19 protein-coding genes are annotated in these 20455 nt (G+C 64.0%); 17 read left to right on the top strand and 2 right to left on the bottom strand.

What is annotated here, in order from left to right:
- The first annotated feature begins 76 nt into the window (after positions 1-76).
- The 7 genes from J1C49_RS11085 to J1C49_RS11055 all read left to right on the top strand — a co-directional run bounded on the left by J1C49_RS11085 (position 77) and on the right by J1C49_RS11055 (position 6860).
- Complete coding sequence (locus tag J1C49_RS11085) at positions 77-1054, top strand: ABC transporter permease (RefSeq protein WP_227445888.1); 978 nt, start codon at positions 77-79, stop codon at positions 1052-1054.
- Positions 1051-1932, top strand: coding sequence for an ABC transporter permease (locus J1C49_RS11080; RefSeq protein ID WP_227445887.1), 882 nt, complete (start codon positions 1051-1053; stop codon positions 1930-1932). Before J1C49_RS11085 ends, J1C49_RS11080 begins: the two co-directional genes overlap by 4 nt.
- 333 nt (positions 1933-2265) lie before the next feature.
- Positions 2266-3258: an ABC transporter ATP-binding protein gene (locus tag J1C49_RS11075; protein ID WP_227445886.1), complete on the top strand. Its 993-nt coding sequence runs from the start codon at positions 2266-2268 to the stop codon at positions 3256-3258.
- Positions 3255-4247, top strand: a complete 993-nt coding sequence (locus tag J1C49_RS11070) for an ABC transporter ATP-binding protein (protein ID WP_227445885.1) — start codon at positions 3255-3257, stop codon at positions 4245-4247. Before J1C49_RS11075 ends, J1C49_RS11070 begins: the two co-directional genes overlap by 4 nt.
- Positions 4248-4274: 27 nt before the next feature.
- A complete protein-coding gene (locus tag J1C49_RS21955; protein WP_227445884.1) occupies positions 4275-5423 on the top strand; it encodes a Xaa-Pro peptidase family protein in 1149 nt (382 codons plus the stop codon).
- A complete protein-coding gene (locus tag J1C49_RS11060) occupies positions 5420-6175 on the top strand; it encodes an SDR family NAD(P)-dependent oxidoreductase (RefSeq protein WP_227445883.1) in 756 nt (251 codons plus the stop codon). Before J1C49_RS21955 ends, J1C49_RS11060 begins: the two co-directional genes overlap by 4 nt.
- Positions 6176-6194: 19 nt before the next feature.
- Complete coding sequence (locus J1C49_RS11055; RefSeq protein ID WP_227445882.1) at positions 6195-6860, top strand: glutathione S-transferase family protein; 666 nt, start codon at positions 6195-6197, stop codon at positions 6858-6860.
- Positions 6861-6972: 112 nt separating this feature from the next.
- On the opposite strand, the gene J1C49_RS11050 is transcribed toward J1C49_RS11055, so the two are convergent.
- Positions 6973-8562, bottom strand: a complete 1590-nt coding sequence (locus tag J1C49_RS11050; protein WP_370639403.1) for an ABC transporter substrate-binding protein — start codon at positions 8560-8562, stop codon at positions 6973-6975.
- A gap of 203 nt (positions 8563-8765) precedes the next feature.
- Between J1C49_RS11050 and J1C49_RS11045 the strand changes: the two genes are divergently transcribed.
- The 5 genes from J1C49_RS11045 (at position 8766) to J1C49_RS11025 (ending at position 12993) form a co-directional block, all read left to right on the top strand.
- A complete protein-coding gene (locus J1C49_RS11045) occupies positions 8766-9824 on the top strand; it encodes an ABC transporter permease (RefSeq protein ID WP_227445881.1) in 1059 nt (352 codons plus the stop codon).
- A 65-nt stretch (positions 9825-9889) separates the two neighbouring features.
- Positions 9890-10795, top strand: coding sequence for an ABC transporter permease (locus J1C49_RS11040; protein WP_227445908.1), 906 nt, complete (start codon positions 9890-9892; stop codon positions 10793-10795).
- Positions 10792-11628: an ABC transporter ATP-binding protein gene (locus J1C49_RS11035; RefSeq protein ID WP_227445880.1), complete on the top strand. Its 837-nt coding sequence runs from the start codon at positions 10792-10794 to the stop codon at positions 11626-11628. Before J1C49_RS11040 ends, J1C49_RS11035 begins: the two co-directional genes overlap by 4 nt.
- Positions 11625-12398, top strand: coding sequence for an ABC transporter ATP-binding protein (locus J1C49_RS11030; protein WP_227445879.1), 774 nt, complete (start codon positions 11625-11627; stop codon positions 12396-12398). Before J1C49_RS11035 ends, J1C49_RS11030 begins: the two co-directional genes overlap by 4 nt.
- Before the next feature lie 4 nt (positions 12399-12402).
- On the top strand, positions 12403-12993 hold the full coding sequence (locus J1C49_RS11025; protein WP_227445878.1) for a helix-turn-helix domain-containing protein: 591 nt from the start codon (positions 12403-12405) through the stop codon (positions 12991-12993).
- Between the two features lie 7 nt (positions 12994-13000).
- Here the strand turns inward: J1C49_RS11025 and J1C49_RS11020 are convergent, their stop codons facing one another.
- Positions 13001-13882: a polysaccharide deacetylase gene (locus J1C49_RS11020; RefSeq protein WP_227445877.1), complete on the bottom strand. Its 882-nt coding sequence runs from the start codon at positions 13880-13882 to the stop codon at positions 13001-13003.
- Positions 13883-14101: 219 nt separating this feature from the next.
- On the opposite strand from J1C49_RS11020, the gene J1C49_RS11015 reads away from it, so the two are divergent.
- From J1C49_RS11015 to J1C49_RS10995, 5 genes are all read left to right on the top strand, one after another.
- Positions 14102-15508, top strand: coding sequence for a M20 family metallopeptidase (locus J1C49_RS11015; protein ID WP_227445876.1), 1407 nt, complete (start codon positions 14102-14104; stop codon positions 15506-15508).
- Between the two features lie 45 nt (positions 15509-15553).
- Positions 15554-16645: a Xaa-Pro peptidase family protein gene (locus tag J1C49_RS11010; protein WP_227445875.1), complete on the top strand. Its 1092-nt coding sequence runs from the start codon at positions 15554-15556 to the stop codon at positions 16643-16645.
- Between the two features lie 144 nt (positions 16646-16789).
- A complete protein-coding gene (locus J1C49_RS11005; RefSeq protein WP_227445874.1) occupies positions 16790-18364 on the top strand; it encodes an ABC transporter substrate-binding protein in 1575 nt (524 codons plus the stop codon).
- A gap of 150 nt (positions 18365-18514) precedes the next feature.
- Positions 18515-19498 (top strand): ABC transporter permease, encoded by a 984-nt coding sequence (locus tag J1C49_RS11000; RefSeq protein ID WP_227445873.1) that lies wholly within the window; start codon positions 18515-18517, stop codon positions 19496-19498.
- Position 19499: 1 nt separating this feature from the next.
- Positions 19500-20453: an ABC transporter permease gene (locus J1C49_RS10995; RefSeq protein WP_227445872.1), complete on the top strand. Its 954-nt coding sequence runs from the start codon at positions 19500-19502 to the stop codon at positions 20451-20453.
- The last annotated feature ends 2 nt before the right edge of the window (positions 20454-20455 follow it).

Raw genomic sequence — 20455 nt, 5'->3', positions numbered from 1 at the left:
CCCTCACGCTCCGGATCCCTTCACCCCCGGAGAACTCCTCGACGGAGATCCTCCCGCCCCCGCCACCGAGGCTTCCATGACCGAGTTCATCCTCAAACGCGTGTTGCAGGCGTTGCTTGTGCTCATCGTCATGACGATGCTCGTCTTCTTTGGTGTCAACGTGGTCGGCAACCCGGTCTATATCTTTGCCTCCTCGGAATGCGATCAGGCCTGTCTGAACAAGATCATCGTCGATCTCGGGCTCGACCGGCCGATCTGGGAGCAATACCTGACCTTTGTGGGCAACATGCTGCAGGGCGATCTGGGCAATTCCTTCACCCATGGCGTGCCCGCGCTGCACCTGATTTTCGAACGCCTTCCCGCGACGCTTGAGCTTGCCTTTGCCGCGCTCGTGATCGCGCTGGTGGTCGGCCTGCCCCTCGGCATGGTCGCGGGGCTGCGACCCGAGGCGTGGTATTCCAAGGGGATCATGGGGTTTTCCATGATCGGCTTTTCGCTGCCCGTATTCTGGATCGGGCTGATCATGATCCTCGTGTTTTCGGTGCAGCTTGGCTGGATGCCGGCCATCGGGCGCGGCGACACGGCGGTCGTGCTCGGGATAGAGAGCAGTTTCTTCACGCTGGATGGGCTGCACCACCTGCTGATGCCCGCCTTTACCCTGTCGCTGATCATGATGGCGATGGTGATCCGCCTGACGCGGGCGGGGATGCGCGAGGTGCTGTTTGCCGATTACATCAAGTTCGCCCGGGCCAATGGCATTCGGGAGCGGCGCATCCTGTCGGTGCATGTGATGAAGAACATCCTGATCCCCATCGTGACCGTATTGGGGATGGAGTTTGGCGGGGTCATCGCCTTTGCGGTGGTGGTGGAGTCGATCTTTTCCTGGCCCGGCGTGGGCAAGATGCTGATCGACGCGATCGGGGTTCTGGATCGGCCGCTGATCGTGGCGTATCTGGTGTTTGTCGTGTTCATGTTCGTGATCCTGAACCTCGCTGTGGACATCCTGTATTCAGTGCTCGACCCGCGGGTGCGGCTTGACGGGCGGCCGTCATGAGCGCGGTTGTGGCAGTGGGTTCGGGGCGCGACCTCTGGCGGCGCTTTCTTCAGGTGCCCTCTGCGGTGGCGGCACTGGTGGTGTTTGCCGGGTTCTGCGTGCTGGGGTTCGGTGCGCCATGGATCGCGCCGCAGAACCCGTATGACCTGACGCAGGTGGATATCCTCGACAGCCTGTTGCCGCCAGGGAGCCAGAGCTTCTCCGGCATGACCTACTGGCTCGGGACCGATGGGCAGGGGCGCGACATGCTGTCGGCCATGCTCTACGGCATTCGCATTTCGCTTGTGGTGGGTCTGCTCTCCGGCCTTCTGGCGCTGGCGTTCGGGACGCTGGTGGGGTTGATCGCCGCCTATCGGCGCGGCTGGGTCGACACGGTTCTGATGCGGATCGTGGATCTCCAGCTCAGCTTTCCGACAATCCTCGTCGCACTGATCCTGCTGGTGATCCTCGGGCGCGGGGTCGACAAGATCATCTTTGCGTTGGTTGTCGTGCAATGGGCGTATTTCGCGCGGACGGTGCGGGGCGTCGCGCTTGTGGAGGGCGCGCGGGATTACGTGGAGGCGGCGCGCGGCTTGCGGCTTGGCGGGATGCGGATCCTGCTGGGGCATATCCTGCCCAATTGCCTGCCGACGATGCTTGTCGTGGCGACGATGCAGATGGCGATGGCGATTTCGCTCGAGGCGACGCTGTCCTTCCTGGGTCTGGGCCTGCCGCCGACACGGCCCTCGCTCGGGCTGCTGATCGCAAACGGGTTCGATTACCTGCAATCCGGGCGCTACTGGATTTCGGTCCTGCCGGGTCTTGCGCTTCTCGCGATCATCGTGAGCGCCAATCTCCTCGGGGACCGGCTCCGCGATGTTCTGAACCCGCGGCTGTGAGGGAGGACGCGAGATGACCTTGCATCGAAACCGCGCCTGTCCCGATGGGTGCACGTGGATTGCGCGGGGCGGCGGACCACGAGCCCTGCCCCGGTCCGCGACGTCCGGGAGAGCGGACGCAAGGCGGCTGGCCCCCACGCGCCGCACATCGCCCCTCTGGCCCGCAAGGCGGTTGACGACGGAGCGCGCCGGGTCGCGGCGCGTGAGACCGATGGCAGCGACCCCGGGCGGGGCAGGCTCAACATCGGCCGTGGCCCGGCGCGGCACCGCGACAGGGCAAGCGCAAAGCGCGCCCATCGGCCGATGCGCCGGAACACCGAAGGACGGGATGGCATGAGCAGCGCAAAGACCATGCAAGCCGTTCTGGAGGTTGCGAATCTCGATACCTCTTTTGTGACCGCCAGCGGAGAGATAAAGGCGCTGCAAGGGGTGTCGCTGCATGTGAACAAGGGCGAGATCCTCGGTCTTGTGGGCGAAAGCGGGTCCGGGAAATCCCTCACCGGCTTTTCGATCAACGGATTGATCAGCCCGCCGGGTCGGGTCATGCGCGGCACCATCCGGCTGCATGGCGAGCCGGTTCTGGGCCGCTCTGCCGAAGACATGCGGCGCTTGCGCGGCAGACGGATCGCGATGATCTTTCAGGACCCGATGATGACGCTCAACCCCGTTTTGCGGATCGAGACCCAGATGCGCGATGCGCTGCGCGCGCATGAGACCCTGAGCCGGGCCGAGGCGCGGGACCGCGCGATTGCGGCGCTGGACGAGGTGGGCATCCCAGCCCCGGCGACACGGCTTACCGCCTATCCACACCAGCTCTCCGGCGGGATGCGGCAACGGGTGGCGATTGCCATCGCGCTGCTGCACCAACCCGATCTCATCATCGCGGACGAACCGACCACGGCACTCGATGTGACAATCCAGGGCCAGATCCTCGCGCTTGTGCAGCGGCTCTGCCGCGAGCGGGGCACGGCGCTGATCTGGATCACCCATGACCTCGCGGTTGTGGCCGGGATCGCCGACCGGATCGCGGTCATGTATGCGGGACGGGTCGTCGAGATGGGGCCAGTGGACGCGGTGCTCGACAGGCCCGCCCACCCCTATACGCGCGGGCTGATCGACAGCGTGCCCAACCGGAACAGCAGGGGCCGCCGCCTGCGGCAGATCCCCGGGCGGATGCCCGCGCTCACCGATCTGCCGGAAGGATGCGCCTTTGCGCCACGCTGCACCCACGCGACGCCCGCCTGCGCGGTGATGCCGGAGATGCGGGCGCTTTCACACGCGCGTGCGGTGCGCTGCGTCCACCCCCTGAGCGAGGCACCCGGATGAAGGATGACGGCAACACCCCGGTGATCCTGCGCGCCGACGGGCTCAGCAAACGCTTTGGCGGCCGCGACGACCTGCTCACGCGGAGCCTTGCGCGGATCGGGCTGGCCACGCCCTCGCCGCTGGTGCGCGCGGTGGAGGATGTGTCTTTCGAGCTGCGCCGCGGCAAGGTGCTTGGCGTGGTCGGCGAAAGCGGGTGCGGCAAGTCCACCCTTGGCCGGATGCTTGCGGGTCTCCTGACGCCCAGCGCGGGCCGTGTCGAGACCGCCACGCATGAGGCGGGCGAGAGTTTTCCGGTGCAGATGATCTTTCAGGATCCGTTTTCCTCGCTCAACCCGCGCAAGCGGGTGCGCGACCTGATCGGGGAAGCCCCGCGCGTGCACCAGATCGTGCCGCGTGCCGATCTTGGCGACTGGATTGCCGACCTGATGCAGAAATGCGGCATCGACCCGAGTTACCAGACCCGGTTCAGCCACGAGTTTTCCGGCGGCCAACGGCAAAGGATCGGCATTGCCCGCGCGCTTGCGGTCAAGCCCGAGCTCCTGATCTGCGACGAGGCAGTGTCCGCGCTGGACGTCTCCATTCAGGCGCAGATCATCAACCTGTTCATGGACTTGCGCGACGAGTTTGGCCTGACCTACGTGTTCATCAGCCACGACCTTGGCGTGGTCGAGCATATCTCCGACCGGATCGTGGTGATGTATCTGGGCCGGATCGTCGAAAGCGGTCCGGCGGAGCAGATCTTTGACGCGCCCGCCCATCCCTACACAAGCGCGCTGATCGACGGGGTGCCCCGGCTCGATCGGCGGCGGCAGGTCTATGCGCCGATCAAGGGCGATATCCCCTCGCCCATCGACCCGCCCTCGGGATGTCATTTCCACCCGCGCTGCCCGATGGCGACGGAGCGATGCCGGGTGGAGGCCCCGAAGCTGCGCGAGATCGCAGCGGGGCGGCAGGCGGCCTGTCACCTGATCGACGACCCCGCTTTTTAATTCAGACCCGAAAGAAGGAGAGCCCCAGTGGCCAGCTACGCAGACCGGATGAGCAGATTTCAGGGCATGATCGACGGCAAGGCCGATTTGATCTTTTTTCCCATGGGCACGGATCTCGATTACCTGACGGGTATCCACCGCGACATTCCAAATTACGGTCGCAACCTGCATCCGGGCATGTGGCTCGAAGGCATGTGGCTGGCACCGGGGCGCGACCCGATCCTGACACTGCCGCGCATGACCGCCGAGTTCGGCGCGCCGGGCGGCACCGATGGCATGGATGTGCGGGTTCTGGGCGATTGGGACGATCCGCGCGAGATGGTGTCGGGGATCCTCAAGGATCTTGGCATCGGCGTGGGGGCCGTGATCGCGGTCAGTGACGACGCGGAGGCGGAATCCCTCATCGAGTTGCAGGAGCTGGTCGACGGCGTGCGCTTTGCCTCCGGCACGGATTTGTTGCGGCCCCTGCGGGTGATCAAGGATGACGACGAGATCGCCAAGATGCGCGAGGCGGGCGAAATCACGGAGAAGGCCTTTGCCGCCGTGATCGCACAGATGAAAGTGGGGATGACCGAGCTCGATGTCTCTGCCGAGGTCGATTACCAGATGAAGAAGCACGGCTCGCTTGGGCCGTCCTTTACCACGTCGCTTTACAACACCTCGCCGCATCATCCGCTGGAATTCGGAAACAAGCTGGCGAGCTGGCCACGGGTTTTGACGCCGCCGACATCGGTGCTGTTCGATTTTGGCGCGGTGCATGACGGGATGTGTTACGATTTCGGGCGCACGGTCTGTATCGGCGCGCCCAGCGAGGAGCAGGTGTTGGTGCACAAGCTGATCATGGACAGTCAGCGCGCGGGGATTGTTGCGCTGAAGGCGGGTGAGGTGACCTGCGAAGCGGTGGACAAGGCCGCGCGCGATGTGCTGGTCGATGCGGGCTATGGCGCGGCGTTCCGGCACCGGCTGGGCCACGCGATCGGCTGGGACGTGCACGAGCCGCCGTTTCTGACCAAGGGCGACGAGACGCTCGTGCAGGAAGGCATGATCTTCACCATTGAGCCGTCGATCTTCCAGGACCGGAAGGTGTCGGCGCGGGTCGAGGATTGCATCGTGGCCCGGCCCGGCGGCGGAGAGGCTCTGACCTCGGGCTTTCAGGACCTGATCGTGATCGAATGATCGACCTGAGCGGCAGACAGGCCCTTGTGACGGGCGGTGCGCGCGGTCTGGGTCGTGCCATCGCCGATCAACTGGCCGCGGCCGGGGCAGAGATCTGCGTCGTCGATCTCGCCACGGCGCTCGACACGGCCCCGCTGCCCGAGGGATGGCGGGGTGTGGCGCTTGACCTCACGGGCGCCGAGGCCGGCGACGGGCTGAACACCACGCTGGCCGATCTCGGGCGGCTCGATATTCTGGTGGCCAATGCAGGCGCCGTGCCGCCGTGGCGACGGGTGGCCGACCTCGAATTTGGCGAATGGGACGCGGTGTTTGCCCTCAACGTGCGGGCGGTGGCGCAGAGCCTGTCCTGCGCTGCGCCGTATCTGGCGCGTTCGGATTGCGGGTCGGCCGTGCTGATGGCGTCGATCAACGGCTATCGCGCGCATCCCGATCAGACCCTTTATACAACCACGAAACATGCCGTGCTCGGGTTGATGCGGGCGGCGGCGCTGGATCTTGGGCGCGACGGTGTGCGGGTCAATGCGCTGGCGCCGGGGCCGATCCTGACCGACGCCTTGCGCGGTCGGATCGAGGCGCGCGCCGACGCGGGCGGGACCGATCCAGAAAAAGCCATCGCGGCGCTGAACGCCGAGACGGCGCTTGGACGCATCGCCACCGAGGAGGATGTCGCGCGTGCGGCCTGTTTCCTCGCTTCCGACATGGCCTCCGGCATCACCGGCACCTGTCTTCCCGTCGAAGCCGGCCTTCCCTGACATCATAAAGGACTGTGACATGATCCGTTTCTATTTCAACGCAGCACCCAATCCGATGAAGGTTGCGCTTTTCCTAGAAGAAAGCGGGATCGACTATGTTCCCGTGCCCGTCGACACCAAGAAGGGCCAGCAACACACGCCGGAATTTCTGGCGATCAATCCGAATGCAAAGGTGCCTGCCCTGATGGACGGGGACGTGGCGCTTTTCGACAGCAACGCGATCCTGCTCTACCTCGCGGAAAAGACCGGGCAGTTCCTGCCCGCCGAGCGCGGGCCGCTGCTGTCATGGCTGTTCTTCATCGCGTCAGGGGTCGGGCCTTATTCTGGTCAGGCTGTGCATTTTCACAACTTCTCCCCCGAGGATCTGGCCTATCCGAAAAAGCGCTACGCGTTCGAGGCGCGCCGGCACTGGCAGATCATCGACGACCGGCTGGCCAAGGGGCCGTATATGGCCGGGGCGGACTACTCGATCCTCGATATGGCAGTGTGGGGATGGGCGCCGCGCATTCCGTTCATGATACCGGATACACCGCTGGAAACATTCCCGAATATCGCGCGGCTCATGGACGAACTGAACGCCCGGCCCGCGGCCCAGCGGGCGCTGGAATTGCCGTCGAAGCACCCGTTCCAGCAGGAGATGGACGAGGCCGCGATGCGGCACATGTATCCGCAGATTTACGCCTGATGGGGCGCGTGCCCGAGCGCGCCACCCTGTCGGAATCAGAAAACGGCCGCCGGGTTCCCGACGGCCGTTTATCCTTTTTTAGCGCTCTGATTCTAGGGTTGTCCCCGATGCATCAGGACTTTTCGACCAGACGATAAAACACCAGATCCGAGCTTGCGCCGTGAACGTAGCCTTCGACGTTTTCGGCCATACCCACCTGCAGGGTGCCTTGGAACATGATGAAGAAAGGAGCCGTTTGCTGCACTTCGCGTTGCAGCTCGACATACATCTGCTCGCGCTTTGCCGGGTCGCTTTCGGTCAGGGCGGCGATGGTCTTCTCGTTCATCTCTTCCGGCACGGCCCATGCGTTGCGCCATGTGGTTGTCGAGATATAGGCCTCGTCGGAATTGTCAGCGTTATAGGCGAATGCCTTTGCGTTGGAGTGCGGATCGTTGAAATCCGGGCCCCAGTAGAGCATCACGGCCTCGTGCTCGCGCGCACGATACTTGGTGATGATGCCTGCGGTGGTGCCGGGGGTGATTTCGAAGTTGATCCCTGCTTCGGCAAAGCTCGCCTGAATGGACTGCGCCATATCGGTGAAGGGCGCGAAGTTGAACACGTCCAGCTCGACCGTGATCGGCAGTTCGACGCCCGCGTCTTCGAGGATCTGCTTGGCTTTGGCGGGATCGTAATCGAAGGGAGTTTCCTCAAGCGCGCCGGGGAAGCCTTTGGGCCAGAACGCCTGATGCTTTTCCATCTGCCCCTTGAGCAGGGTGGAGGAGAGCCCGTCATAGTCGATCAGGTAGCGCGACGCGTCCCAGAGTGCCTGGTTGTCGAGTTCGGGCGTCTTGAGGTTGTAGGCGATGAAATGCACGGTCGCCTGCGGGAAGGTGCCGACCTTGAAGCCTTCTTCGGGCAGGCCTGCCACCTGCTCCGGCGTCATGTTGCGCGCGATATCGACGTCGCCTTGCTGCAGCAGAAGCTGCTGGGTCGCGGCCTCGGCCACGTGGCGCAGGATCACCGAATCGAGCTTCGGCGCGCCCTGCCAGTAGTTTTCATTGGCGGCGAGACGCAGGATCTCTGCGGGACGGTAGGCCTGCAGCGAGAAGGCCCCGGACCCGGCAGAATTGGTGTTGAGCCAGGCGTTGCCCATATCGCCATCGACCTCATTGGCCATGACGGTCAATTCATCGACAACGGAGGCCGGGCGCGCGGCGAGCACGTTCATCACGAAGGCGGGGGAGAAATCGCCGTCATACTTCACGGTCACGGTGCCGTCGCCAGCCATGACCATCTCGTCGAAATTTTCCGGCGTCCAGCCAAGCTGGGTCAGGATGAAGGCGGGGTTCTTGCCCAGCGCAACCACGCGCTTGAAGGAAAACACCACGTCTTCGGGACGGACAGGATTGCCGGAGTGGAAGGTCACACCGTCGCGCATGGTGAAGGTGATGGTCTTGTTCTCGGCGTCCATCTCCCAGCTTTCCGCGAGCCCCCCCACCAGCTTGGTGGTGTCCTCGGCGTCATATTGCACAAGCCGATCATAGACGTTTGTGGCAATCTCGGACGAGGTGAATTCATAGGCCTGGGCCGGATCGAGCGCGACGATGTCGTCGATATTCTGGGCCACGACAAGCACGTTGTCGGGCGTGTCGGCCACGGCCATGGCCCCGGTCAGCGGCAACGCAATAAGCGCAGCGGCGAGCGGGCGAGTGAACATCTTCATCCCTTCTGTCCTCCTTGTTGAACATTTTTGACGTGAGTCCGGAGATCGGGTTCGGCCCGCCTTCCGGCGTTTGTCGTCACAACTCTTGCGTGTGACGAGTAAAACATTTTTAATTTAATCAGAGTCCACTTTACAAATAAAGAACTTTTGTTCGTAATGCGCACAGTATCCGCGTTTTGCCTTGCCGGAGCCGCTTTTCTTATATGTCTGCCCTCAGCCCCGTCCCAGATCGCAGCCTAGCCGCCCGGTTTTCCGACCGGACGGGCACGGTTTTGCGCTTTGTGCTCGTCACGGCGATGACCTTTCTGGGCCTGCTGGCGATCACTTTCTTCATCGGGCGAATCGTGCCCATCGATCCGGTGGTCGCCATCGTCGGCGACCGCGCGAGCCAGGAAGTCTATGACGCCACCTTTCGCCAGCTTGGGCTCGACAAACCGCTGATCACACAATTCTATCTCTATGTGCGCGATGTGCTGACGGGAAATTTCGGCATGTCGCTGTCAACCGGTCGGCCAGTGGTTGAAGATCTTGCACGGTTCTTCCCCGCGACCTTCGAAATGGCAACTTTCGGGATCATCATCGGCGTGGTTCTCGGCGTCCCGATGGGGGTGATTGCCGCGGCCAATGCCGGAACGTGGATCGATCAGGTGATCCGGGTTCTGGGGCTTCTGGGCTATTCGGTGCCGGCGTTCTGGATGGGCCTTGTCGGGCTTGCAGTGTTTTACGCAGGGCTTGGATGGGTCGCGGGCCCCGGGCGGATCGACATTTTCTATGACGGGATCACGCCCGTGGTGACGGGGATGCTGACGGTGGATGCGCTGCTTGATGGCGATGTCGACATTTTCCTCAACGCGCTGTCGCACCTGATCCTGCCATCGGCGATCCTCGGGTTCTTCAGCCTTGCCTATATCGCCCGGATGACGCGAAGCTTCATGCTCGACCAGCTCAGCCAGGAATATGTGATCACGGCGCGGGTGAAGGGCGTGAGCGAACGCGCGGTGATCTGGAAACATGCGTTCTATCCGATCCGGGTGCAGCTTATCACGGTGATCGGGCTGAGCTACGCGGTGCTACTCGAAGGGTCGGTGATGATCGAGATCGTGTTCAGCTGGCCGGGGATCGGGAATTACCTCACGACCGCGCTGCTGTCGGCGGATATGAACGCGGTGCTGGGCGCGACGATTCTGATCGGGACGGTGTTTATCGTGATCAACCGGACCTCTGACATGCTGTATCGCGTGCTCGACCCGAGGAGCCGCTGATGGTTGATCTGCGCAACACCGAGGCGGACGCCGCGACGGAGGGCGACACGCGCAAGGCCGGGCGTATGGGCGCTCTGGCGCTGTGGCTCACCGACGACGCGCCGGCCTCGCGCGTTCAGGCGCAGGCGGGGCAAGCCTATGCGATCGCCCGGAGTTTTGCACGCAACCCGCTGGCGATGCTGGGCGCGTTCATCGTCGGGCTGTTGATCGTCGTGGCGCTGTTTGCGCCGTGGCTCGCGCCCTATTCGCCCGTTGGGCAGAACCTCGAGATGCGGCTGATGCCGCCATCGGCGGAGCATTGGCTCGGCACGGACGAGCTTGGCCGCGACATCCTCAGCCGGATCATCCATGGCGCGCGGATCACGCTGTTGATCGTGGTGATGGTGGCGCTCATCTCGGCGCCGATCGGCTTGTTGATCGGCGCGGTGGCGGGGTATTTCGGCGGCTGGGTCGACCGCATCCTGATGGCGATCACGGATGTGTTCCTGTCGTTGCCCAAGCTGATCATGGCGCTCGCCTTTGTGGCCGCGCTCGGTGCGGGGCTTCAGAACGCGATCATCGCCATCGCGATCACGGCCTGGCCCGCCTATGCGCGGATCGCGCGGGCCGAAACGCTCACCTTCCGCAAGTCGGAATTCATCGCCGCGGTGGAGCTTCAGGGCGCGTCGAACCTGCGGATCATCGGGATCCACGTGCTGCCGCTGTGCATGTCCTCGACGATCATCCGGGTCACGCTGGACATGGCGGGGATCATCCTGACGGCGGCGGGGCTTGGGTTCCTCGGGCTTGGCGCGCAGCCACCGCTGCCGGAATGGGGCGCGATGATCTCGCGCGGACGCAGTTTCATCCTTGACCAGTGGTGGGTGGCGACGATGCCCGGCTTTGCCATCATCATCGTGTCGCTGGGCTTTTGTTTCCTCGGGGACGGGCTGCGCGACGTGCTCGACCCGCGCCAGAGGGACGGGCGATGAGCGCGCCGCTGCTGCAGATGCGCAACCTGCGGGTCACCTTCCCCGGCCCGCGGGGCCCGGTTCAGGTGGTCAAGGGCGTCTCGTTCGATCTCGGGCGCGAGCGTCTTGGCATCGTGGGTGAAAGCGGATCCGGCAAGTCGATGACCGGGCGGTCGATCCTGCGCCTTCTCAAGCCGCCCGCAAAGGTGGAGACCGATCTGCTGCGCTTTGACGGGATGGACCTCGACCAGCTCAGCGAAAAGCAGATGCGTGCGGTGCGCGGCGCGCGGATTTCAATGGTGATGCAAGACCCCAAATTCTCGCTCAACCCGGTGATGACCATCGGCACACAGATCGCCGAGGCGCTCCGGGTGCACGAAAAACTCCCCCGCCGGGAGATCGAGGCGCGGGTCATCACGATGCTGGAACAGGTGCGCATCGACGACCCCCGGCGCGTCGTCAAACTCTATCCGCACGAAGTCTCCGGCGGGATGGGGCAACGCGTGATGATCGCCATGATGCTGATCCCGCAGCCCGATATCCTGATCGCGGATGAGCCGACCTCGGCGCTGGATGTGTCCGTGCAGGCCCAGGTGCTGGACCTGATCGAAGCGATGATTGCGAAGAACGGCATGGGGCTGATCCTGATCAGCCACGATCTTGAGCTTGTGGCCCGCTACTGTGACCGCGTGCTTGTGATGCATCGCGGGCGCGTGGTCGAGGAGCTGGCGGCCGGGCGGCTGCACGAGGCGAGGCACCCCTATACCAAGGGCCTGCTTGCCGCGGTGCCGCAGATGGACGAGCGGCGCGCGATCCTGCCGGTGCTTGACCGCGCGGCGGAGTATGAAACATGAGCTGCGCGCTGGAGATCGAGGGCCTTTTCGTGCGCTACGGGCGCGACGATGTCGTGCGCGACGTGTCCTTTGCCATCGAGACGGGCGAAAGCTATGCGCTTGTGGGCGAAAGCGGCTCGGGCAAGTCGACGATCCTGCGCGCGATTGTCGGCATGGCGCGGGATTGGCGTGGGGTCATCCGGGTGGATGGGCGAGACCGGGTCAACCGCATTGACCGGCAGTTTGCGCGCCATTGCCAGATGGTGTTTCAGGACCCCTATGCCTCGCTGCACCCACGCCGCACCGTGAACGACACGCTGACAGAGCCGTTGAAGATCCACGGGATCGGCGCGCGCGATGCCCGCGTGATCGCGATGATGGAGGATGTCGGGCTTGACCCGCGCTTTCGCTTTCGTTTCCCGCATCAGCTTTCGGGTGGACAGCGGCAGCGGGTGGCGATTGCGCGCGCCCTGATGCTTGAGCCGAAACTGCTCTTGCTGGATGAGCCGACCTCGGCGCTGGACGTGTCGGTGCAGGCAGAGATCCTCAACCTGCTGGTGCGGCTGCGCGCTGAACGTGACCTGACCTATCTTCTGGTGACGCATTCGCTGCCGGTGGTGGGCTTCCTGTGTGACAGGCTCGGCGTGTTGCGCTACGGTCAATTGGTGGAGGAGGCGCCTGTCGAACGGCTTCGTGCCGGGACCTTTGCGACCGCCTATGCCCAGGAGCTGTATGGCGCCAGCCTTGGCGGCGGCGATCGCAGCGGCGCCACCGTCGTGGCGGAGACATGAACCGATGGATGCACAACCAGGCGAATCCGCTTTACTGATCGGAGCGCTGGCGCGCGCACGGCGCCGGAGGCTGGCACTGACCTTGCAGGAGGTCTCTGATGCGGCGGGTATTTCAACCGGGTATCTGAGCCTGATCGAACGGGACAAGGCGACGCCGACCATGACGACGCTGGCGCGGATCGCGCGGGCGCTGCATGTCGGCATCGACTACTTTGTAGCGCGCCCCTTGCCCACGGATTGCGTCTCGCGCGCGGCGGAGCGCGGCACGTTTGTGCTTGGCGCGGCACAGATCCATTACGAACGGCTTGGTGCGGTCTTTCCCGGAGCGACGCTCAATTCCTTCCTGATGAGTATCGCTCCGGATTACCGGTCAGAGGTGGTCACCCATGCGGGCGAGGAAACGATCTTTGTCGTGTCCGGCACGCTGGTTCTGATGCTCGATGGCGAGGAACTGACGCTGGAGACCGGCGATTCGGCGCATTACGATGCGAGCCGTCCGCATGGCTGGGCGAACGAGACCGGCGCGGTGGCGCGCGTGCTCTGGACCGGGACGCTGGACCTGTTTGCCGAAAGCACGGAGACCATGGAGGGCTGAGCGCGCGCTACGCCTGTGCGCGGCAATGGGCTGCGATCTCTGCATGAGTGCCGATGAAGACGCCGTTGTCACGGGCATGGGTCAGCAGACGATCGAGGATGCCGATGCGGGACCGATACCCTATCACAAAGGGATGCATGACAAGCTGGCACAGCCCGCCTTCGGCAATGGCTCCGTCCAGTTCGCGCAGAAAGACCTCGGCCACGTCGTCTGGCGACAATGTCGGCCGGGTGGGTGGCGTGCGGTTGAAGAGCAGGTAGACCGCGTCATCGCGCACCCAGTCGACGGGGATTTCCACAAGACCGGTGGGCGCACCATCGGCCAGCAGCTCATAGCAGCTGTCATCGGCCATCATGGAGCTGTCATAGGCAAAGCCGGCCTCGGCGACGAGACGGATGGTGTTGGGGCTGAGATCCCAATGGGCGGCGCGATGCCCGACGGGGCGCTGTCCGGAGAGGGTTTCAAGCGTGTCGCGGGCGCGGTGCAGGAGGTCGCGTTCCTCGTCTTCGGTCAGGGTGTGGTTGGGCTCGTGGATCCAGCCATGCACGCCGATCTCGTGCCCTGCATCGGCAATGCGGCGCGGCTCGTCAGGATCGATGAGCGCGGAGACCGCCGGGATGAAGAAGCTCGCCCGCGCATCGTGGCGCTTGAGCCGGTCGAGGATCCGCGGCACCCCGGCGCGGCGGCCATATTCACCCCAGCCCAGCCGTCCGATGGCCGTGCCGCCGCCGCCCATCTCGAAGGTTTCGTGGTCACAGTCGAAGGACAGGGCAAGCGCCGCGGGGGCGCCGCCGGGCCAATGCGCGGGGGTCAGCGCTTTCCCGGCGCGCACGCGGTTCACGATCCCGCGCCAGCGCGCTTCGGGCCAGGTATGGGGCGGGTGATCCATGCGGAGGGGCCTTTCGGGTTGCGGGCGTTCGGGTTGCGGGCGGATGCCGGCACTGCGATGCCTGCGTGTTCGCTTGACGGACAATTGTTCGATTAATTGGTTGCGCATAAACGTCATCCGGTCAATGGTCTTGCGCGACAGCGCGGCGCGGTGAAGATGCGGGCAGACCGCCCCCTTCCGCCATATCGCTGCGCAGGCAGCAACAATCCGGAGATCAGAATGCGAAACGACCCGCCCCACTGGGACCTTGTCGAAGCCAAGAAAGACCGCTTTGCCGCGCTCGCTGACAGGGTCTGGTCAACGCCGGAGCTTCTCTACAAGGAGCACCGCTCTGCCGAAGCGCATCGCGAGGCGCTGGAGGCGGAGGGCTGGCGCGTGACGACGCAGGTTGCGGGCATCGAGACGGCAGTGATGGGCGAGGCGGGATCCGGCGGGCCGGTGATCGCGATCCTCGGGGAGTATGACGCGCTGCCCGGGTTGAGCCAGGCGGCCGGTGTGGATCGCCACGCGCCGCTCGAAGAGGGTGGCAGCGGGCATGGCTGCGGGCACAACCTTTTGGGTGCGGGCGCGTTGCAAGCGGCGACGGCGGTGAAGGATTACCTTGAAGCCGAAGGGCTGCCCGGCACGATCCGCTATTACGGCTGCCCCGCGGAAGAGGGTGGCGCGGCCAAGACGTTCATGGTGCGCGACGGCGTGTTCGACGATGTGGACGCCGCGCTGTCGTGGCATCCGTTCAGCTTCAACGGGATCATCCCGCCGCTGACGCTGGCGGTGTCGATGCTGGACTTTCACTTCAAGGGGCGGGCGTCACATGCCGCTGTCTCGCCGCATCTCGGGCGCTCCGCGCTGGATGCGGTGGAGCTGATGAGCGTCGGTGTGAATTACATGCGCGAGCACGTGCCGCAGGACGCGCGGATGCATTATGCGGTGCTCGACACCGGCGGCGTGGCGCCCAACGTGGTGCAGGAAAACGCAACCGTTCGCTACTCCGTGCGGGCGCTGACCCGGCCGGTGATGCAGGATATCGTGGAGCGCGTGAAGAACGTGGCCGAGGGGGCGGCGCTGATGACGGGGACATCCGTGACGGTCAGACCGATCTCGGCCATGTCGGAGATGCTCGACAACCCGCCGCTCTACAAGCTTCTGCTGAGCCATTTCGAGCAGGCCGGCCCCGCCCAATTCGACGACGCGGATATCGAACACGCCAGAAAGATGCAGGCGACGCTCAGCGACGCGGATATCGAGGCGGCCTGTGCCGCGACGGGGGTCGAGCGGCCCGAAAGCCCGATCTGCGATTTCATCGTGCCTTACGAGACACGCGGCGTGCCGATGCTCGGCTCGACGGATCTTGGCGATATTTCGTGGAAGGTGCCGTTTGCACAGCTTGGCGGCGGGACCATGGCGATTGGCACGCCGCTGCACACCTGGCAGGTGGTGGCGCAGGGCAAGACGCCCGCCGCGCACAAGACGATGACCCAAGTGGCCAAGGCGCTTGCTGGCGCGGCGATCGACCTGATGCGGAACCCGCGCCACCTTGCCGAAGCGCGGGCGGATTTCGAAGCGCGGATCGCCAAGACACCCTATGAGACGCCACTGGAGCCCGGTGCGGAGCCGCGCGTGCCGTGACGCGGCACCGCCAAATCCCTGAATGCCCTCGACAAAGGAGACGATATGTCCCGACTGGAACACAAACTCGCGGCGATCCGCGCCAAGATGGCAGATACGGGGGTCGATATGCTGGCCCTCGGCCCCGGCGCGCATATGCATTGGGTGCTCGACTGGCACCCGCATCTCGACGAGCGTCTGACGCTTTGCGTGATCACCAAGACCGACGCGCGGTTCATCGTGCCGTCGGTGAATGCCGAGCAGGCCAAGGTCAACGCGGGTCTGCCCTGCGCCACGTGGCGCGATGAGGACGGGCCGGAGGCCTGTGTCATGCAGACCGTGCACGAGATGGGCGGCGCGGCGGTAGTTTGTGTCGATGAGACCGCGCGCACGGATTTCTCGATGGCGCTGCTCGATGCCTTGCCGGAAGCGGAGCGGCGCTATTCGGGAGAGATCGTGGGCGCGTTGCGGATGATCAAGGACGCGGAGGAGTTTGCCGCGCTCAAGGCCTCGGCCCTGTTGAACGACGAAGCGATGAAAGTGGCGTTCTCGGCGCTCAAGCCCGGTCTGACGGAGCGCGAAGTGGCCGAAAAGATCAAGGACCGCTTTGCCGAAGGCGGCGCGGCGGTGGCCTTTACGCTCTGCGCCAGCGGGCCGAATGGCGCCTACCCGCATCACCAGACCGGCGACCGGGTGATCGAGGAGGGCGACAGCATCGTGTTCGACATTGGGGCCGCGCTGGCCGGCTGGCCGTCGGACATGACGCGCATGGCCGCCGTTGGCCGCGCGCCGGAGGGGTATGAGGAGGTGCATGCCATTGTCGAGCGCGCGCTTGTCGCCGCCCATGCCGCCGCGAAGCCGGGTGTGAAAGCCCATGAGATCGACGACGCCGCGCGCGGCGTGATCGAGCAAGCGGGTTACGGCGAGTATTTCGTGCACCGCACCGGGCACGGGCTCGGGCTGGAGATCCATGAGCCGCCGTTCCTCACCTCTTCGTCGCAGACCGTGCTGGAGGAAGGCATGGTGTTTTCCATCGAGCCGGGGATCTACATCCCCGGTCGCTTCGGGATCCGTTTGGAAGAAATCGTGATCCTGCGCGCGGACGGGCCTGAAATCTTGTCAGAACTGCCGCGTGATCTTCATATCCAGCCGGTGTGACGCGAAGAGACCCCAAGCGCGGGTGAGAATGCACTTGCGGACAAAGAACAATATGCTTTGATCACCGCACAAATGTCCGTTTCCCGCCATGACTGGCGGGGCGGGCTTTCAATCCGGACAAAAAACCATCAGGGAGATAAACGGATGAAATATACCACGATGACCGCCACGGCGCTGGCGCTTGTGCTTGGCACGGGCGCTTATGCCGAAACGCTGAAATGGGCGCGCTCCGGCGACGCGCTGACGCTTGACCCGCATGCCCAGAACGAGGGTGTCACCGTCGCAGTGATGCACCAGATGATGGAGCCGCTGCTTATTCGCGATCCCAGCGGCGAGCTTGTGCCCGGCCTTGCCACCGAATGGTCCGTCAGCCCGGAAAACCCGGACGTGTGGAACTTCAAGCTGCGTGAGGGCGTCAAGTTCCACGATGGCGCGGATTTCACCGCAGAGGACGTCGTGTTCTCGTTCGAGCGCGCGCTCTCCGAGCAGAGCGACATGAAGGGCATCATCTCCTCCATCGCGTCCGTCGAGGCGGTGAATGATTACGAGGTGAACATCACCACCAAGGGCGCGAACCCGATCCTGCCCGCGACGCTGCCGAACATCTTTGTCATCGACAAGGGCTGGGCGGAAGCCAATGACGTGGTTGGCGTGCAGGATGTCGAGGGTGGCGAAGAGACCTATGCCTCGCTCAACGTGAACGGCACCGGGCCTTACAAGCTCGTGAGCCGCGAGAACGACGTCAAGACGGTGATGACGATCAACGAAGACTATTGGGGCAAGGACGAGTTCCCGATGGTCTATACCGATATCGAGTTCACCCCGATCCAGAACCAGGCAACGCGCATGGCCGCGCTGCTGTCGGGTGAGGTCGATTTCATCCAGGACGTGCCGGTGCAGGATCTTGAGCGCATCAAGTCCACCGATGGCATGAAAGTCCTGACCGCGCCGCAGAACCGCGTGATCTTCTTTGGCCTCAACGTCGCCGACGAGCTTGTGGGCGGCAATGTGGACGGCAAGAACCCGCTGCAGGATATCCGCGTGCGCGAGGCGATGAACATTGCCGTGAACCGCGAAGCGATCCAGCAGGTTGTCATGCGCGGCCAGTCCCAGCCGGCCGGTGTCATCATGCCGCCATTCGTGAATGGCTGGACCGAAGCGCTCGATCAGTATCCCGAGTATGACATCGAGAAGGCCAAGGCGCTGATGGAAGAGGCGGGCTATGGTGACGGCTTCTCGATTACGCTGAACTGCCCCAATGACCGCTATGTCAACGACGAGGCGATCTGTCAGGCGGCTGTCGGCATGATGGCGCAGATCGGCATCGACGTGAACCTCGAGGCGCTGCCGAAAGCGCAGCATTTCCCGCTGGTCAACGGTCTGAGCACCGACATGTACATGCTGGGCTGGGGCATCCCGTCCTATGACAGCGAGTACATCTTCAACTTCCTCTACCACACCAAGGGCGACCTTTACGGCGCGTGGAATGGCACCCGCTATTCCAACGAGAAGATCGACGAGATGACCCAGGCGATTGCCTCGGAAGTCGATCTTGAAAAGCGCAACGCGATGATCGCGGAAATGTGGGAGATCGCGAAGGCGGATACGGTTTACCTGCCGATCCACCACCAGGTGCTCAACTGGGCGATGAAGGACAGCGTCGGTGCCGCGATGGACAGCGACGACCAGGTGAAGGTGAAATACTTCACCATCGACTGAACGAAGATGCGCGCGTTGCGGGCGACCGCGATGCGCGCGCCATGTTTCGGCCCGGTGGAGGTTGATCCTCCGCCGGTGCCGGATTACCCCTGAACCCCATCCATTGCCGTTTTTCGATGGCCGTTGTGTCGTCAGAGGGGTCTGCTGCCCATGATTGCCTATATCCTGAGGCGTGTGTTCCAATCCGCGCTGGTGCTTCTGATCGTCGGGCTTGTCGCCTTTTCGATGTTCCGCTTTGTCGGCGATCCGGTCGAGAACATGCTTGGCCAGGAGCGCACGCAGGAAGATGTGGACCGGTTGCGCGACCAGCTTGGGCTGAACGATCCGTTCCCGGTGCAATACTGGACGTTCCTAAGCCGCGCGGCGCAGGGAGAGTTCGGGATATCGTATCGTCAGGGCCGCGATGTGGCCGATATCATCGCGGAGCGGTTGCCCGCGACGCTGGAGCTTGCGGCGGTGTCGGGGATGCTGGCGCTGGTCTTCGGGATCGGGCTGGGCGTGTTCACGGCGATCCGCAAGGACGGGTGGGTGTCGAGCACGATCATGTCGGTGTCGCTGATCGGGGTCTCCTTGCCGACCTTTCTCATAGGGATCTTGCTGATCTGGATATTCTCGGTCGAGCTGGACATGCTCCCGAGTTTCGGGCGCGGCGATACGGTTGATCTTGGCGGCTGGACCACCGGGTTTCTGACGGAAAGCGGGCTCAAGGCGCTGATATTGCCCGCGATCACGCTGGGGCTATACCAGATGACGCTGATCATGCGGCTGGTGCGGGCGGAGATGCTGGAGGTGCTGCGGCAGGACTACATCCGCTTTGCGCGGGCGCGCGGGCTGCGCGAAAAATCGGTCAACTTCCGCCATGCGCTCAAGAACACGCTGGTGCCGGTGATCACGGTCACGGGGTTGCAGCTTGGCTCGATCATCGCCTTCGCGATCATCACAGAGACGGTGTTCCAATGGCCCGGTGTGGGCTTGCTGTTCATAAACGCGATCCAGTTTGTCGATATCCCGGTGATGGCCGCGTATCTGATGCTGATCTCGGTGATGTTTGTCGGCATCAACCTGATTGTCGATCTGTTGTATTTCGCCATTGATCCGCGCCTGCGCGTGGATGGTGGCGCGGGAGGACACTGACATGGCCGATATGCCCGCACCCGCCTCGACCCGCGCGCGGATGAGCCGCTTCAACCGCGCATGGCAGTCGGATTTTGCCTACAAGTTCCGCCGCTCGCCGGTGGCGGTGGTGTCGTTCATCGTCATGGCGGTGCTGGTTCTGGGCGCGGTGTTCGCGCCGGTGGTTGCCCCGCATAACCCGTTCGATCCCGGCTCGCTGAACCTGATGAACGGCTTCACGGCACCCGGCACACCGAACGCATTCACCGGGGAGAGTTTCTGGCTCGGGACGGACGACCAGGGGCGGGACGTGTTCTCGACCATTCTCTACGGGATGCGGATCTCGCTCTTTGTGGGCTTTGCGGCGGTGATGTTTGCGATGGTGCTCGGGGTCACGCTGGGCCTACTCGCGGGCTATCTCGGTGGCTGGACCGAGACGATCATCATGCGCGCAGCGGATGTGCAGCTGACCTTCCCGGCGATCCTTGTGGCGATGCTGATCTTTGGCATCGCGAAGGGGATCACCCCGGTGGAATACCGCGATCAGATGGCGATCTGGGTGCTGATCCTCGCCATTGGCCTGTCAGACTGGGTGCAGTTCGCGCGGGTGGTGCGCGGCGCGACGCTGGTGGAAAAGAACAAGGAATACGTGCAGGCGGCGCGCCTGATCGGGCGCACGAAAGCGGCGATCATGCTGCGCCACATCCTGCCCAACGTGCTGTCGCCGGTGCTTGTCATCGCGACGATTTCGCTGGCGCTGGCGATCATCGCGGAGGCCACACTGTCCTTTCTCGGGGTCGGCGCACCGCCGACGCAACCATCGCTCGGGACGCTGATTCGCATCGGGCAAGGGTTCCTGTTCTCGGGCGAGTGGTGGATCCTGTTCTTCCCGGCGGTGACGCTTCTCGCGCTGGCGCTCAGCGTCAACATGCTGGGCGACTGGCTGCGCGATGCGCTGAACCCGAGGCTGAAATGAGC

This window comes from Cognatishimia sp. F0-27 (assembly GCF_020667845.1).
Lineage (GTDB): Bacteria > Pseudomonadota > Alphaproteobacteria > Rhodobacterales > Rhodobacteraceae > JAFMPQ01.
The sequence above is the reverse complement of the archived record's forward strand: the minus strand, read 5'-3'. Positions and strand labels throughout refer to the sequence as shown.